The sequence below is a fragment of the Paenibacillus sp. FSL K6-1096 genome (assembly GCF_037977055.1).
In the GTDB taxonomy this organism is placed as follows: Bacteria; Bacillota; Bacilli; order Paenibacillales; family Paenibacillaceae; genus Paenibacillus_AQ.
Window position 1 is genome coordinate 5,300,618 of the sequence record NZ_CP150274.1, and the last position, 15,356, is coordinate 5,315,973.

Annotated in this window: 15 protein-coding genes and 1 pseudogene; 12 read left to right on the plus strand and 4 right to left on the minus strand. The window is 50.0% G+C overall.

Annotation, left to right across the window (positions count from 1 at the left end):
• The first annotated feature begins 150 nt into the window (after positions 1–150).
• On the plus strand, positions 151–2,460 hold the full coding sequence (locus MHI24_RS23540) for an FMN-binding protein (protein ID WP_340021942.1): 2,310 nt from the start codon (positions 151–153) through the stop codon (positions 2,458–2,460).
• Between the two features lie 205 nt (positions 2,461–2,665).
• Positions 2,666–3,622: an HD domain-containing protein gene (locus MHI24_RS23545; RefSeq protein WP_340021943.1), complete on the plus strand. Its 957-nt coding sequence runs from the start codon at positions 2,666–2,668 to the stop codon at positions 3,620–3,622.
• Between the two features lie 72 nt (positions 3,623–3,694).
• Here the strand turns inward: MHI24_RS23545 and MHI24_RS23550 are convergent, their stop codons facing one another.
• The gene (locus MHI24_RS23550) at positions 3,695–5,056 is read right to left on the minus strand and encodes a TerD family protein (RefSeq protein WP_340021944.1); all 1,362 of its coding nucleotides are present in this window, start codon (positions 5,054–5,056) and stop codon (positions 3,695–3,697) included.
• Positions 5,057–5,199: 143 nt separating this feature from the next.
• Between MHI24_RS23550 and MHI24_RS23555 the strand changes: the two are divergent.
• Together MHI24_RS23555 and MHI24_RS23560 are read left to right on the plus strand one after the other, a co-directional pair.
• Positions 5,200–5,673: pseudogene (locus MHI24_RS23555) on the plus strand (TerD family protein); the annotation flags it as partial.
• Positions 5,674–5,883: 210 nt separating this feature from the next.
• A complete protein-coding gene (locus MHI24_RS23560) occupies positions 5,884–6,549 on the plus strand; it encodes a VWA domain-containing protein (protein WP_340026767.1) in 666 nt (221 codons plus the stop codon).
• A gap of 68 nt (positions 6,550–6,617) precedes the next feature.
• On the opposite strand, the gene MHI24_RS23565 is transcribed toward MHI24_RS23560, so the two are convergent.
• Both MHI24_RS23565 and MHI24_RS23570 read right to left on the minus strand, forming a co-directional pair.
• A complete protein-coding gene (locus MHI24_RS23565) occupies positions 6,618–7,283 on the minus strand; it encodes a PspA/IM30 family protein (protein WP_340021945.1) in 666 nt (221 codons plus the stop codon).
• Between the two features lie 74 nt (positions 7,284–7,357).
• On the minus strand, positions 7,358–7,576 hold the full coding sequence (locus MHI24_RS23570) for a PspC domain-containing protein (protein WP_340021946.1): 219 nt from the start codon (positions 7,574–7,576) through the stop codon (positions 7,358–7,360).
• 303 nt (positions 7,577–7,879) lie between these two features.
• Here MHI24_RS23570 and MHI24_RS23575 point away from each other — a divergent pair, with 303 nt between their 5' ends.
• Positions 7,880–8,509 (plus strand): YfbR-like 5'-deoxynucleotidase, encoded by a 630-nt coding sequence (locus MHI24_RS23575; protein WP_340021947.1) that lies wholly within the window; start codon positions 7,880–7,882, stop codon positions 8,507–8,509.
• Here MHI24_RS23575 and MHI24_RS23580 read toward each other — a convergent pair.
• Positions 8,484–9,128, minus strand: a complete 645-nt coding sequence (locus MHI24_RS23580; protein WP_340021948.1) for a CPBP family intramembrane glutamic endopeptidase — start codon at positions 9,126–9,128, stop codon at positions 8,484–8,486. The two genes, MHI24_RS23575 and MHI24_RS23580, sit on opposite strands and share 26 nt — an antisense overlap.
• A 66-nt stretch (positions 9,129–9,194) precedes the next feature.
• Here MHI24_RS23580 and MHI24_RS23585 point away from each other — a divergent pair, with 66 nt between their 5' ends.
• The 7 genes from MHI24_RS23585 (at position 9,195) to MHI24_RS23615 (ending at position 15,333) form a co-directional block, all read left to right on the plus strand.
• Positions 9,195–9,782 carry a hypothetical protein gene (locus tag MHI24_RS23585; protein WP_340021949.1) on the plus strand — a complete coding sequence of 196 codons (588 nt, stop codon included), beginning with the start codon at positions 9,195–9,197 and terminating at the stop codon, positions 9,780–9,782.
• 30 nt (positions 9,783–9,812) lie between these two features.
• Positions 9,813–10,628: a protein phosphatase 2C domain-containing protein gene (locus tag MHI24_RS23590; RefSeq protein WP_340021950.1), complete on the plus strand. Its 816-nt coding sequence runs from the start codon at positions 9,813–9,815 to the stop codon at positions 10,626–10,628.
• Positions 10,629–10,766: 138 nt separating this feature from the next.
• Positions 10,767–11,468, plus strand: a complete 702-nt coding sequence (sigK, locus tag MHI24_RS23595; protein WP_221800242.1) for an RNA polymerase sporulation sigma factor SigK — start codon at positions 10,767–10,769, stop codon at positions 11,466–11,468.
• A gap of 163 nt (positions 11,469–11,631) precedes the next feature.
• Positions 11,632–13,290, plus strand: a complete 1,659-nt coding sequence (locus tag MHI24_RS23600) for a restriction endonuclease (protein WP_340021951.1) — start codon at positions 11,632–11,634, stop codon at positions 13,288–13,290.
• Between the two features lie 39 nt (positions 13,291–13,329).
• Positions 13,330–14,070 carry a hypothetical protein gene (locus MHI24_RS23605; protein ID WP_340021952.1) on the plus strand — a complete coding sequence of 247 codons (741 nt, stop codon included), beginning with the start codon at positions 13,330–13,332 and terminating at the stop codon, positions 14,068–14,070.
• Positions 14,071–14,304: 234 nt separating this feature from the next.
• On the plus strand, positions 14,305–14,589 hold the full coding sequence (locus tag MHI24_RS23610) for a hypothetical protein (RefSeq protein ID WP_340021954.1): 285 nt from the start codon (positions 14,305–14,307) through the stop codon (positions 14,587–14,589).
• A 105-nt stretch (positions 14,590–14,694) separates the two neighbouring features.
• Positions 14,695–15,333, plus strand: coding sequence for a DUF6037 family protein (locus tag MHI24_RS23615; protein ID WP_340021955.1), 639 nt, complete (start codon positions 14,695–14,697; stop codon positions 15,331–15,333).
• The last annotated feature ends 23 nt before the right edge of the window (positions 15,334–15,356 follow it).

Genomic DNA, 15,356 nt, shown 5'->3' on the forward strand with positions numbered 1-15,356 from the left:
GGGCTGGGCCGGGCAGGAATAGGAAGGGGGGAATGACCTCGGCGGGAGGCCGGGAAATCTGCGGAATCCGCAGTCCGTAATGAACTGAAGGCAGCACATGGTTTACTGAAGCTACATATTACTGGGGATATGGTAAAGGAGAATACGCATTTGAAAAAAATAATTTCTTTGACTGTAAGCGCAGCCTTATTGCTCGCGCCGCTGGCCTATACGATTAACGCACCGGCATTGAACCTGAAGGTGGATGCGGTTTCAGCAGCCTCTGAGGAAGCACCGGCGGCGACAGCTAAGCCAGCCCCGAAACCAGCGGCAACTGCGAAGCCGGCTCCGAAACCGGCCGCAACGCCGAAGCCAACTCACAAACCGGTGGCCACGCCTAAGCCGACCCACAAACCGGCCGCAACACCGAAGGCCACTGCGAAACCGGCGGCTACGCCGAAGGCGACTGCCAAACCGGCCGCAACGCCAAAAGCAACAGCTAAACCTGCAGCCGTACCAGCAGCGACGGCCAAGCCAGCAGCGACGGCTAAGCCAACTGCAACGGCTAAGCCTGCTGCAACCGCTGCTCCGGCGACAGTGCACCAGGCGGTGTATCAGGACGGAGTGTATGTAGCTTATGGAGATGCGTATTCCAAGGGTACTGAAGGTGCTAAGGTTACCATCAAGGACGGCAAGATTGCCGACATCGAGCTGCTCAGAACCAGCCCGAAAATCATCGACCGCAATGCCCGCGAGAATTACAGCGGCGTATGGGTGGCCTACGGCCTGATGAAAGACAGACTGCTCGGCAAAACCAGAGACGGCGCTGCCAATGTGGACGCTGTATCGGGCGCAACCCGGACCAGCAACGGCTGGAAGCTGTCGGTCGACAGAGCGTTCCAAAGATCGCTTGAGCACAAACCGGCCGGTGCCGTGTATTTCCCTGGCGTTCATATGGGTGTAGACCCTGAAGGCAAATATGCCGTATTCGCTACCTATGAAGCCAATAAGCTTACGGAAGTTAAGCTGTACCCGCTGAATGCAAGCGGCGATTTCGTAGACGAGAAGGCTTATACGCCTGAACAGGCCGCAGCAGTGGCCGCCATTACTCCGGCTCTGCTGGCCAAAGGCTCTGCAGCGCAGCCGGTAGCCGGCTTCGAGGCTGAGACCAAAGCCGCAGTTAACGCCTTCTGGGATGCAGAGCAGAATGCCAGCATCGACAACAAGGCTGCGTATATTGACGGATTCTATTCCTCTTACGGTACTGCCAGAAGCGTTGGTGTGGAGAGAGCAGATATTGTGATCCGCAACGGCAAGCTGGTGGATGTGAAGCTGTACAGACTGGGCACTAACCTGATTGACAGAGGCGCAACCGCTTATGCGGAGGTTGTGAAGGCGAATGCTCCAATGACAGCCAAATTGCTGGCGAACGGATCTTATATCGCTAACTATGATGAGAAGGTAGATGGAATCTCCGGCGCTACCGAGAGCAGCCACGGCTGGAACCAGGCGGTAGAGCGCGCTTTCGAGAAGGCCCTGAAGGTTCCGGGTGAAGGCCAATACTTCGAAGGCAAATTTGCTGGCGTAGACAACCAATCTAAGGTGTTCCTGCTGGCCGATATCGCTGCTGACCAGGTAACAGGAATCAAGCTGAGCCTGTTCGGTGCAGACGGCAAGCTGATTGCCGATGACAAACGGACCGAAGAGCAGAAGGCGCTTGTTGACAAGCTGACTGCCGGATTGCTGGCTGACGGCGTGAAGGCTGCCGATATTGCCGGACAGGAAGCTCTGTCTGCTGCTGCGAAGGCTGCGCTGACCGATGCCTTGACCAATGCTTCCAAGGTGCAGGGCACTTATAAGGACGGTACCTTCACCGCTTACGGTGATGCTTATGACAAAGGCACCAACAAAGCAGAGGTGACTCTGCGCAACGGCAAGATCGTTAATGTGGCTCTGTCCCGTGTAGGCATGAACATGGTCGACTTAGGCAAAGCCGCATACGCTGAAGTGCAAAAAGCCATTCCGGTGCTGACCGCAAGCTTCCTTGCAGCAGGTACAAGAGAAGGCGCTCAGGATGTGGATGCCGTATCCGGCGCTACAAGCAGCAGCAGTGCGCTGAAGGCAGCGGTTGACCGCGCCTACGGCAAGGCTGAGATTACCGAGCCTGACAAAGCGGCTTACTTCGACGGGATCTTCATCGGCGCAAGCGCAGACAAGACGGTGAATGTAATGGTCACTACGAAGTACAACGTGCCGGTTACGATGGTCGTGTACTTCCTGGATGACAAGGGCAAAGTCAGATATGGTCTGAATGATGATGAGCTGACCGTGAAGTACGAGATTGAGAATACCTCTAATGGCAAAGGCCTGCATAAGTACGGATACCGTGCGGCAGCCTTCGGAGCCAATGACGCCCAGAAGGCCATCTCCGCCAAAGCGGTAGAAGCCATCAAAGCAGCGCTCGAAGCTGCGGGCAAATAAAAGATTTCATTGACCAGGGGCTGTCCTTGACCATACAAATGGCGGGGGCAGCCCTTTTTGTGCTGGATTCCAGGCGGCAGGACATAAATAGGAACGGCAATCGTATAGTAATTTAAAGGGATTTGGCAAGGGAGTGTCTAAACTCTTATATACACACTAATCTAACACCGCAGGCTGAGGCCTGTAAGACATAGGAGGCTTCACAATGACATTAATCAAACAGCTGTCCCCGCAGGATGAATTCACCGGCTTCTATCTGCTCCGGGAGCTGGTGCTGAAACAGACGAACGGGAATCCGCCCAAGGATTATTTCGATATTGTACTCGGTGATTCCAGCGGCCAGCTGTCGGCGAAATATTGGGATGTGAGCGTGACGGACAAGGAGACTTTTTTTCCGATGGCGCTGGTGAAGGTCAGAGGGCTTGCCCACACTTACCGCGAGAAGCTCCAGATCAAGATTACGAAGATGAGACTGGTGCAGGAATCGGACGGGGTGTCGCTGACAGAGTTCATCCGCGCGGCTCCTGTGCGCCCTGTGGATCTGGTGCATACCATCAAGAATGCCATGGCCAGTATTGCAGACCCCGAGATTGCAGCGATTGTTAATTTCTGTGTCGGCAAGGTGGAAGAGAAGCTGATGCACTACCCGGCCGCCAAAACCCATCATCACGCCTATTATGCCGGACTGGCTTATCATATGGTACGAATGCTGGAGATCGGGGATTTCCTGTGCAAGCAGCGGCCATTCCTGAACCCGGATCTGATGCGGGCGGGCATTATCCTCCATGACATCGCCAAGCCGGAAGAGATGATCTCGCAATACGGCATTGTGTCGGACTACAGTGTACCGGGCAAGCTGATCGGGCATATCTCCATGGCCTCAAACTGGATTACGGAGGCGGCTATCCGCACCGGCATTGATCTGGAATCCGAGAAAATTCTGGCGCTTCAGCATCTGGTATTGTCCCATCATAATTTGGGTGAGTGGGGCAGTCCGGTCCAGCCGCAGACGGCGGAAGCCGTTGCCCTGCATCATATCGACGCCATGGATGCGAAGCTGCAGATGGTCGAGGACGCCCTGGACACCACGCCGGAGACAGAGGAATGGACGCCGTTCATCCGGGGACTGGAGAATAAGGCCGTGTACCGCATGAAGTTATAACGATCGAGACCCTTATATCGCTGAAAATAAAGCAATCCCCCCAAACCGCAATTACGGGATGGGGGGATTGCTTTATTTAGGATTCTCAGTCTCCGCCGCTGCGGCGGACTCCGCCCGGACCTTCCCGGTACTGTCCGCCTCCAGGCCGTAATGGCTGCATAGGGCGGGAAGGCCGCCCGGCACTCTCTCTCCGACAGCAGCGAATCTCCATTTGTCCTTGTAACGGTAGAACTCGCCGATCACAACAGCCATTCCTGGCATAATGCTCTGGCCGATGGGGAACACCGCCAGCTTGGCTCCCGTCCGGGAATCAATCAGTGATACGGAAGCGTTCATAACCGGGTCCGGATTGCTGTCACCGCTGACCTCCGCAAGCGTGAGGCCCAGGGCAATCCGTGTAATGGCCGCAGGCAGGCTGGTCAGCTGAAGATACAGATGCCCCATGTGCGCAGCAGGCTTCGAGCAGAAGACGGAGCCGCTGGGGTCCTCCATGTTCCCATAGAAGATAAGCTCCCGCTCCTGCTCACAGCGGCCGCTGTCCCGGAGCAGGAAGGCGGCGGTTTCCGGCTGGACCGCTGCCGCCTGCGAAGCCGGAGCATCCCACTCCACAGCGGCAAGGAGTCTGGAGGCGCTTAGCTTGTCGCCGATATCCACACGCTGTCCCCGCACCAGTGTAGGGACAGCCGCAGCACCGGCGGCTGTCGGTGCTGCCGCCGGACGCAGGCCGGATGAAGCTGCTGGTGCTCCCCCTTCCGCGGCCACCGTTCCGCCTACCGGCAATCCCGCGCTTGCAGAAACCGCAGGCGCAGCCGCTGCCTTCTTCCCGGCCGCCGGCTTCTTCGCGGCCTTCTTGGGCACGGCCTTGAACGGCGTATACCCGCCGTCATACATCGTCCCGGGCTTGTAGCCCTGGCTGCCGGCTAACAGCAGCGGATCGAACTGCTGCCACTGCTCCATCAATTTCAGCAGAATCAGTGCCGAGGCTCTGGCGTCCTCCAGGGCATCATGGTGCTTCAGCCGGATGCCGAAATGCGCCGAGATGACATTCAGCTTATGGGAGGGGAGGTCCTGGAGCATTTTTTTGCCGAGCAGGTAGGTACATAAATATTGAAAGCCGGGATAACCAAGCGATGAGTCATCCAGGCAGTAGCGCAGCACACTCATATCGAAGGAGGCATTATGCGCGATCACAATCTCGCCCTGCAGCAGCGGCTCCACCGTGGGCCACAGCTCGGCGAAGGTAGGCTCGCCTCTGACCATCGAGGGTGTAATGCCATGAATGGCAATATTCATCCCGTCGAACCGCTGCCGCGGATCAATCAGCCAGTTATGTTCCGCTGTGACCACGCCGTCCCGGACCTGAACAAGCCCCAGGGCACAGGCGCTGGAGCGGCCGGAATTGGCAGTCTCAAAATCTATCGCAGTGAAGTCCATCAGGAAAAGCCCCTATCTATCATCTAATACTCTCATATTATAGGAGCTATGCAGGAAATACAATCTGTTCAGGTTGTGCAATGCGGCCTCAATGGGGTATACCTAATCTATGAACTTCTGGAACAGAATTCTATGAAGAGGAGATGAGTGCCTTGCTGCTGTCCAAAGGACAAAAGGTCGATATCACCAAAGGAAGAGATGTAAGCGATATAACGGTTCAGCTCGGCTGGAATACACGGCGTAGTGGAATAGGGGTGGATGTGGCGGCTTTTCTGCTCTCCGGCCAGAACCGGTGTGAGCGGGATGAGGATTTCATTTTTTATGGCAATCCGGTCTCCAAGGATGGGGCCGTAGCTCATTCTGCGGAGGGGGAGGACAGGGCGAGCCTGTCCATCGCATTGTCAAGAATCCCAGAGCAGTATGCCCGCATTGCGATAACCTTGACGATCTATGAGGGCGAGCAGCGCAACCAGCGGATGAAGGACTTGTCCGGCCTGCAGCTGACGCTGACAGACCGCAGGACTGGTGAGGAATTGCACCGCTTCGAGTACGGGGCGGATCTGTCGGAGGAGACAGCCGTCGTAGCCGGGGAGCTGTACCGCCATCAGGGAGAGTGGAAGTTCAGCGCCATCGGCAGCGGGTATAACGGGGGACTCGCGGCACTGTGCAGCAGCTACGGGCTTGAGGTGGAGCAGGAGTCCGGGAACGAAGCAGCAGCGGCGGCTGAGGTAACGGAGCGGGAGGCCGATGTAGTGGAGCAGGCTCCGCAGCCGCAGCAGGTCCCGCAGGTCATCCAGCAGCCCGCCGCCGAGCCTCCGGTGAATGTGCTGTCATCTATCAATCTGCGCAAAAAGCTCGTGGAGCTCACCCTGGTCAAAAAACAGCTGACCGGTGTAACCGCAAGAGTGGGGATCGTGCTGGACATCACCGGCTCCATGCGCAGCCTCTACGCCAGAGGCGTGGTGCAGGAGGTGGTGGAGCGCATCCTTGCCGTGGCCAGCAAGTTCGACGACAACGGCTCGCTGGATGTATGGGTCTACGACACGGAATTCAGCCGGCTGCCGCCCGTTACCGAACGGGAGCTGGGCAGCTATGTCTTCACCCATATTACAAATAATGACACCATTCATAAGTACGGACGCAATAATGAACCGCCGGTGATGCAGGATGTCATCCAGAAATACACCAAGGAGGAGCGGGACACGACTCCAGTGTTCATTATCTTCATCAATGACGGCGGCGTAGTGAAGCCGACCCGTAAAGTCATTATGGCCGCCTCCGCCCTTCCGATCTTCTGGCAGTTTGTGGGCATCGGCGACTCCGACTTCGAGGTGCTGAAGCAGCTCGATACAATGAGCGGCAGGCTGGTGGATAACGCCAGCTTCATCCATCTGGACCGCATCGAGGACGTATCCGATGAGGAGCTGTACGACCAACTGCTGAATGAATTCCCGCAGTGGCTGAAGGCCGCGAAGGCGAAGGGAATTCTATAATAAGAAAAAGGATGCCATCCCTATGCCAGGGAGGCATCCTTCTTGCAATTACAGACCATACCGTCAGCTTACTTCCGGTTACGCAGGCGCTCCAGCTCGGCTTCCACCGCGCTGTTCATGGACGAGTCATGAGCGGCTGCGGCCAGCCCGGCTTGCTCGGCCAGTGCTTCCTGCATGGCGATCTTGTCCTCCATCCGTTCGAAACCGCGTGAGGCAGCACCGTTGTTCAGCACCTGGCCGGGATAGCCTGCCGGAGAAGCAGCGCCAGATGCTTGAGCCGCTTGCTTGATTTCCGCCGCCTTGCGGGCGCGTTCGGCGAGCTCGGCTCTTTTGGCTTTGAGGCGTGTATGCTCTTCCTTAACACTGGCAAGCTGTATTTCAAGAGAGTCCAGCACAGTCTGGGTCTCTTTCAGACCGGCGGTGCATTCCTGTTCGCTCTCCGTGTAGCGGAGCTTAGCCATGACTGCCAAGCGGGCAGCAGGTTCATTGCCCTCGCTCATGAACTGGACCGCTTCCGCTTCACTGCGCTCTGCGAGCACCTTGTATTCGTAGATCCGGCGCTCCAGCACAGTGGCCGCTGCCTTCAGTTCACGCTGTTTGCCTTCTGCTCCGGTGATTTTATCCTCCAGGTCACGCAGGTATTGGCCGGTCAGCAGAATCGGATCTTCCAGCTTGTTCAGTCCTTCGTGAATAGCCGCTTTGGTCAGGGTGGTGATTCTTTGGAATATGCTCATTGTAATGATCTCCTTTAATGTTGGTTTAGTTGGTTAGATTGCTTTGGTTAGTTGGGAAGGCGTACGGCAAGTAATTAGAAGTTGAAGTTGTCATCGAATCCGCCGTAGGATTCCTGTGGGACAAGAAGGCTGCCGATGATATAGAGAAAAATAACAGTGCCGAAGCTGAAAAAAGCGGCAGCAGCTGTAATCAATCTGACAGCGGTTGTATCAACGCCCAAGTAGCGTGCCAATCCTCCGCATAAGCCTGTGAGTTTCTTGTCTGTTACGGAGCGGGTTAATTTTCTTGTCATAATGAATCTTCCTCTCTTATTAGATGACCGCCGGTAGCCGGCGTGTTCATTTCCGTTGTCTATGTATGTATTGTACGAATTTATCCTTCCTCGCAAAACGGCCTGCAGACTGTTCTTGATTCCAGACTTTAGTCGGGGATGGTGACCGCAATAGGGCGGGGATGAGGCTGGCAGTCACAACAGAATCGGGGAAAAGCCTGTCTTTTTACACAATCTGAGCCTGTGATTCATGCCGGGTTAACACTGGAGGGGTACACTGAACTCTAGCGTAGCCTATCTTGAACATACGGGAGGACTAGCCTCATGGGAATTCACAAGTATTTCCGGTCACTGAATGAGCTGGAGCGCATCATCCGCTGTCCGGGCAAATTCAAATTCGAGGAGCATAGCGTAGCGGCCCATTCCTGGAAGGTCGTGCAATACGCGAAGACGCTGGCGGATATTGAAGAGAAGCACGGCGCGGTGATCGACTGGAAGAAGCTGTACGAGATTACGAGCAGCCATGATTATGGAGAGATTTTTATCGGGGATATCAAAACGCCGGTGAAGCACTCCTCGCTCCAGCTCAGATCATTGATCCAGCAGGTGGAGGAGGGGATGATCGACAATTTTATCAGGGAGCATATTCCGGACGAATTCAAAAGCATCTTCTACCAGCAGCTGCGCGAGGGCAAGGATGAGTCGCTGGAGGGGCTGATTCTGGAGGTTGCGGACAAAATGGATCAGGTGTACGAGGCATTCGCCGAGCTGCAAAGAGGGAACACGGAGAAGGAATTCGTGGTGATGTACCGCAATGCGCTGATCAAGATCAAGCATATCGAATTAAAATGTGTAGATTACTTCCTGGCAGAGATTCTGCCGGACATGGTGAACGAGGAGACGCTGTCTCCGATCGATATCAGACGCATTACGGAAGAGGCGCTGGCTCTGTAGAGGAGCTGTGGCTCTTTTTTTGGTACCAGACAGCCGATCCGTTAAAAGCAATATGCAGCGCAAGCGTCAGCACCAGCGACTCCGTAACCTGCGCGAGCAGCCCGAAGAAGATCCCTCCGCTCAGGGCAAACAACATAAACCGGACGCTCTCGCGGTTCAGCCGGTAATACTGCAAATGGGACACAGCGAACAGGAACGCACTAAGGAGAATCGCGCCGCTGACATCAATGATTCCCGTAGCATGCAGCGGTCCAAGCACCGGATGCTGCGCTAATATAGGCAGGACAAGCCCCCGGAAGGCAATCTCTTCAAAAATCGGAAAAGCCAGCACGAAATTGACCGTATTAAATGTGCCCACGGGATTATAGCCGGAGGATCGGGAGATGATCAGGTTCACAAGCAATATGATAAGGAACAGTGGAAGCACCCTCATCACCTGATGCGGGACCCCGAACGTATAGCTGCCCCTCCACAGAATACTCGCGCCAATCATGGCGGCTCCCCAATAATAGATTGTATAGCGCACCTGAGTTTTAGAGATCAGTCCAAGTATCCGCTCGAAGATCCGGTAGGAGAAAGACAGCAGTACAGCAATTGCGCATAGCTTCATTAGCAGCATAAATAATACCCCTCCTAGTATGGTCAAATGTTATAATAGAGGAAAAATAAGGATGGTGCATTTTCGTTGCAATATTTCAATCTCATTCCGTTCTCGACTACGCTGGTCTGGTTCAGTGTTCTGTTACTGATTGTATGGGCCGTAGACTTCCTGCAGGGCGCGACCCCTGTACCGGTTCATGCGCGTAGCCTCCGGGAGCGGACTAAATGTATCCTGGCGGATATTCTAATTTTTGCTGCCTTGAACGGCTTGCTTATGTATGTCCTTCATCCCATGGGCAATCTGCTGCTAATTTCACTGGCTGCTGCGGGACTGCTCGTTACATACTACTTATCTTCAAAAACAGACGGGAAGCGCTTACGCCTCCGGCCTTGGATTGTGCTGATCCATGTTCTGCTCGGCGCAGGCTTCTACCTGCTGTTCGGTATGCTGCTGATGAGCAAGCTGGTCGTTACATATAACCTTAACATGACCAATCAATTTCATATACTCTTTTTTGCCTATGGCCAGGACCGGCCGGTGGTGTACGGAGTGCTGCTGATTATGGCTGTGCTGTATTTCGTAATCGGGAAGCTGCTGATGCACCCTCTATATAGCTGGTACAGGGTGAAATACTGCCAGCGTAGCTGTTCAAGTATAATAGAAGAAACATAGAATTTGGGCAAGCCGGACAGGAGGAGCAGGATGGAACAGACATGGGAACAATTCAGTTGGACAGGCAGCGAGGAGATGTATCTGGATCATCCGGCAACCTCCACACTGAACAGGATCGTTATCGGCCGGTACGGCGGGAACACGGCGGCAGGTGCTGATAAGAATGAAGACGGTGTCTATGTATTAAGCGAGCCGGGCAGCGGCTGGGAGTTCGCGGTGCTCCTGGATGCGCACAATACGGCGGAAAGTGCTGAACTGCTGGTTCGCACGATCAACGGCGAAGCAGCTGAGATCATCAGACTTCTGGCGCTGCCGGTTCAGCAGGCGTTCCGGGAGCTGGAGGCTTTTCTGTTGTCTATTTTCCAGTCGGAGGCATTTATTCGCCAGTGCCAGCAGGTAACGGGGGAGACCGCGTGCCTGATCTGTGTGCGTATGGAAAATTACCTCTGGTGGTTCTCGGTGGGAGATAACTCACTGTATCTGCTGCACCCCGAGCTGACGGCCCGCGGGCAGTATGCGCTTAATCAGCGCAATTATTATGAGTGGATCGGCTTCGTCAACACCTTCGCCCAGCCCGTCCCTTGTTACTCCTCCGGCATCCGCGAGCTGCGGCAGGGCCGCAACGTGATCGTGATGACCACAGACGGCCTGCTGGAGGTGGGCGCACGGCTGCTGGAGGACCCGCGAAGGCTGTATGAAGCTTTTACAGGGAAAGAGGATGAGGATCTGGAGAAATGTGTGGCGGAAGCATTGACGGGTGTGCATGAGCAGCTTGGGTGGGACAGCGCCACAGTGGTGGCTTGGAGCTATGATAATGGCAAGGCGGGGGCGATGCCGAGTGATTAGGGAAGCGTAGGTAGCCTGTACCTATTTTCCCCGTACATGCACTTCTAGGCACCTACCCACATACAATAAAAGGACCATGAACCCGTTGTTCTCCTAACTGATCGGTTTCATTGTACATGTGCGGGAGGTGTCGCCAACTTGCCTGGAATCATAAGCACGATTGCGCTGCTGATCAAAGAACTGACGCTGCTGGTATCTTACGTAAGGAACAACGCTTTTCCCCAGCCTCTATCGGAGCAGGACGAGAGCAAATACTTAGGCATGATGGCCGAGGGAGATGCCAAGGCACGGAACCTGCTGATCGAGCATAACCTGCGGCTGGTTGCCCATATAGTCAAGAAATTCGACAACACCGGCGAAGACATGGAGGACCTGATCTCTATCGGCACCATCGGCCTGATCAAGGCCATTGAGAGCTACCGCCCGAACAAGGGCACGAAGCTGGCTACTTTTGCGGCCCGGTGTATCGAGAACGAGATCCTGATGCATCTCCGGTCGCTCAAAAAAACACGTAAAGACGTATCCCTCCACGATCCAATTGGCACGGATAAGGAAGGCAATGAGATCACCCTGATCGACATCCTCGGCTCGGAGACCGACGATGTGATCAAGGAAGTGGATCTGAAGATTGAGAAGAGCAAGATCTATCGGAATCTGGATATTCTGGATGATCGGGAGAAGGAAGTTGTGGTCGGCCGCTTCGGACTGGACACGGGCGGGGAAGAGCGGACACAGCGGGAAATTGCGAAGGAGTTGGGAATCTCGCGGAGCTATGTGTCGCGGATTGAGAAGAGGGCGCTGATGAAGCTGTATCATGAGTTTTATAAGGCGAAGCGGTGAGATTATCGAGTCTGTCTTTTGACAGGCTCTTTTTTTGTCGAAATTAAGCCATATAGTGCAAAAGAATTATGTGAAAAGTCTGATTAACATGTAAAACATTTGAAGTATGATGTTATAATTTGGATAGCGTTATCCTATTTTTGTGTAATCTGGAGGGGTGAAGGTGGCTCGAAGTTTCGGAAGTACAGTTAATAGAATCATAAAAGAAACAGCAAAAGCACAGCGCGCAGCAGAAAGATCCAGAAATGCTACTATTCGTGAGCAGGAAAGGCATTTAAGACTGCAACGGCAATACGAACGTGAGCAGGAGCGTGCACTTAGACAAACGATACGTGAACAAAAGGCATATGAGAAAGAACAAAGAGTGTTATACATAGAAGGGCGTAAAGGAGAAACTAATGATTTAAATGCTGAGATCCATTACCGCCTGAACGAATTTAAATCCATTATAAGTGAAACACTCAGTGTGGACGGGAGGTTTTCTTTTGAAACATTATATAAGAAAGATGAATACCCTGCGTACGTGGAACCCTATGTTAAGCCAGTTCCTGCAAACTCTGTACCGGTGAGAGAACACTATTTTGGAAGAGTAGCTACGGAACCCCCTTTTATAGAGAGGATCATTGGCTTAGGGAAAAAGGCGCGCCTGAAGGTTATTGAAGCAGCGGAGAAAGAGTACAAGTATGCTCTTCGTGAATATGAAGCTGCAGAAATGAGAAGAAGTGAACGGATTAAGGAAAATGATATTTTTCTCAGCACTGCAAGAGAAGAATATGACGAGGCAAAGCGCTTGTATCTCGAGGAAATAGCTTCTTATAATAGCTCAATTGATGATTTTAAGAATAACTATTTCAATAAAGAAAAAGAGGAAATAGAAGCTTACAACACTCTGGTTTTGGAACGATCCAATTACGGTGACATCTTTCCGCAAACCTTTGATATGTTTTATTTGGAAGAGAGCAAAGAATTATTAGTAGAGTATGATTTACCTGATGTGACAACTGTGCCACAGAATAAGGAATATAAGTATATACAGAGCCGGGATGAGATTAAAGGGGTTCCTTTTAAACCCAAAGAATTGAATGAAATCTATTCTATACTTGTAGCTTCAATAGCCCTCAGGACACTTCATGAGCTGTTTGAAGCTGACCAAGGCGGACATTTGGATTCCATAGTGTTTAATGGAGTGGTATCTACAGTGGATTTAAGTACAGGGCTCGACATCCGGCCGTGTATATTAACCATTCAGACCCGTAAAGAAGAATTTATGAAATTCGATCTCGCTAGAGTTGATATTCTTGCCTGTGTTAAAGGTTTAAAAGCACAACTTTCTCCTTCAGTAACTGAACTAACCCCTGTCAAACCTATTGTCGATCTTGTCATGTATGATAAACGATTTGTAAATGAAAGAGATATGATATCTACACTTGATTCTCGGACTAACCTTTTGCACATGGACCCTTTTGATTTTGAACACCTGGTATGTAACCTGTTTTCGAAAATTGGTCTTGAATCCAAACTGACGCGTTCTAGCCGAGATGGTGGAGTGGATGTGATTGCTTTTGACCCGCGCCCTGTCTTTGGTGGGAAATATGTGATTCAGGCAAAAAGATATAAAAATACTGTAGAGATAGCTGCAGTCCGCGACTTGTACGGTACCATGATGAACGAGAATGCATCGAAGGGGATTTTGGTGACTACATCAACGTATGGACCTGATGCCAGAAGCTTTGCCAAGGACAAGCCTATTGAGTTAATTGATGGCCGGGTGCTTCTGCATATGTTAGAGGAGCAGGGAATTTATGCGAAGATACAGTTGTGAACTTGCGAAAATTCCTTAAAGAGAGAGAAAGGTATATTAATGGATACAATATTAAAAATTGTGCTCAGTGGTACGATCCCAATACTTATAAACTTAGTGATAAAAGCATTAACATCTTCGAGTTTTGATAATTTATTTTATTTGAAGCATCAGAAAATACAACAACGAATTATTTTATATGTGGTACTTGGGGTTCTTCTTTTAGCTTACGGTTCATTACTAACTGCAATCTATGCTTCATTTGCAAAAATGAAATACACCATTGTCGTAGCCGCAAGCAGCATAGTCTTATTCTTAATAGGGATTATAATTTTAGGAATTCTATGCTCCATTAAATGGATGAAGGGAAAGTGGTCAGTCAAAAAATTTACTTTATCAGAAACCAAGGCTAACCGACTAACCTTTACCATCTTCATGTGTAACATGGTTGTATTTGCAGTATCATTTTATAACACACTCAACCTAACTGATTTGGAGAGAATAGAACATGTAGCTAAGATTCTCATCTGTATAGGACAGTTTTATTTATACGCATTTCTTATATTAAAATCTTATTTTTACTTGATAGACTTTACCCGACATCAGTGGAATTATGTCATTTCACCAACTCCAGAAGACATTGATAAAAGGTATCTTTATGTTCTTTATTCACTATCACCAACTCAAATGGTGTTATCGGAGAGCAACGAAAATGTAGAAAATCCGTCGAGTGTTTATTTGTTTGATATTACTAAGCAGACGTATATTCATTTTGAGAGAGTGGCTACGTTGAAAGGGTGAAAAGTTGACAATCGTAGAAATGACAGCAGATGATATCGACTTTTATAATATAGTCTTTGGAATTAGATCAAGAGTTGGTTTGTAGGAGCTTCTTGCTTTAGATGGTAGTGGTTATTAATTAAGCTAATACCAATCGACAAAAAGAGTAAAACGCTAATTTGTTTGAAGTGTTAAGTCAAATACTAATTAATTTTCGTCTTGTATAAAAATCAATAAATAGAGGTGGAGTAAAAAATGGAAAATCAGAATAAGAGCATTACTGAGATTCTAAATAGAATCGAAAGGCTTTTTGAAGCGGCTAGTTTAGCATCAACTAAAGCAGATGCTAAACCTTTTCTCAACGAAATAAGATCACTAGAAGTTACTTTAAATTTAACCCCCTATCTAAGGATAGCTTTTAATGAATTTTTGGCATATGCGGAGGATGCTTCTGGTCAAGTGAAAGAAAAAGAGCACTGGAAAGCAGCTGCTGAACAAAGCCTATACAAATTAACTTCTGGATTAAATAGAAACAAGTAAAACAATAATCATTAACTCCAACTAAAAACATTTCTATTGAGTCTTTTCGGGAGGAGAAAGTAGCTTGTAGTTTTATAAAAATGAGCAGCGCTCATAGGAGGAGCTATGGCTAACATTTTTGAAAATTTAAAGTTATTAAAAAAGGATATGGAAGATAGAAGTTGGGTAATTGAGTCGTTTATATTTAGCTATAACAATGAAGATTTTATCGTATTAGTAAAGTTGTTTGTGGAAAATGAAAAAAAGAAAGAAAAATACGCACTATTAAAATTAGAATTTTTAAGACAGTCTGATTTAAAGAGTAGCCTGCAAGTCGAAGCAAACTCTAATGCATTGTTTATTGATACAAAAAGACTGAGAGAGTATTTTAAAATAGAATATAATGAAAATCTGGGAGATATACTTCGACAATTTAAGGAATATTTTTCGAGGTTCATTCCCAAAGAGGTGGTTGAAGATAAGACTGATGAACAATTGAGAGCAATTGTTGCTTCTTTGAGTAAAAGTGATTCTGAAAACCCTAATAAATTGTATTGCTATCAAGTTAGGAGGAATGGATGTAAATCGGATGGAACGTTAGCTCAAAGAAGTCTTTACAATGATAATAAGGCTAGAATCTTACGACCATTTTTGTATTCAAAATTAAAAAAGGAAAAAAATATAAGTTTTTGTTTTTCGGAAAATGAAAATGATGAAAATACTAATGAAACAATATTGGCAAATTGGGTTAAGAACAAGCAATGAAGTATTGGCTCACATTTTATTAT

Excerpts from the sequence above, each read along its gene's own strand:
- MHI24_RS23545 (WP_340021943.1), top strand. The coding sequence starts at position 2,666 with ATGACATTAATCAAACAGCTGTCCCCGCAGGATGAATTCACCGGCTTC.
- MHI24_RS23550 (WP_340021944.1), bottom strand. The coding sequence starts at position 5,056 with ATGGACTTCACTGCGATAGATTTTGAGACTGCCAATTCCGGCCGCTCC.
- MHI24_RS23565 (WP_340021945.1), bottom strand. The coding sequence starts at position 7,283 with ATGAGCATATTCCAAAGAATCACCACCCTGACCAAAGCGGCTATTCAC.
- MHI24_RS23570 (WP_340021946.1), bottom strand. The coding sequence starts at position 7,576 with ATGACAAGAAAATTAACCCGCTCCGTAACAGACAAGAAACTCACAGGC.
- MHI24_RS23575 (WP_340021947.1), top strand. The coding sequence starts at position 7,880 with ATGGGAATTCACAAGTATTTCCGGTCACTGAATGAGCTGGAGCGCATC.
- MHI24_RS23580 (WP_340021948.1), bottom strand. The coding sequence starts at position 9,128 with ATGCTGCTAATGAAGCTATGCGCAATTGCTGTACTGCTGTCTTTCTCC.
- MHI24_RS23590 (WP_340021950.1), top strand. The coding sequence starts at position 9,813 with ATGGAACAGACATGGGAACAATTCAGTTGGACAGGCAGCGAGGAGATG.
- MHI24_RS23605 (WP_340021952.1), top strand. The coding sequence starts at position 13,330 with ATGGATACAATATTAAAAATTGTGCTCAGTGGTACGATCCCAATACTT.
- MHI24_RS23610 (WP_340021954.1), top strand. The coding sequence starts at position 14,305 with ATGGAAAATCAGAATAAGAGCATTACTGAGATTCTAAATAGAATCGAA.
- MHI24_RS23615 (WP_340021955.1), top strand. The coding sequence starts at position 14,695 with ATGGCTAACATTTTTGAAAATTTAAAGTTATTAAAAAAGGATATGGAA.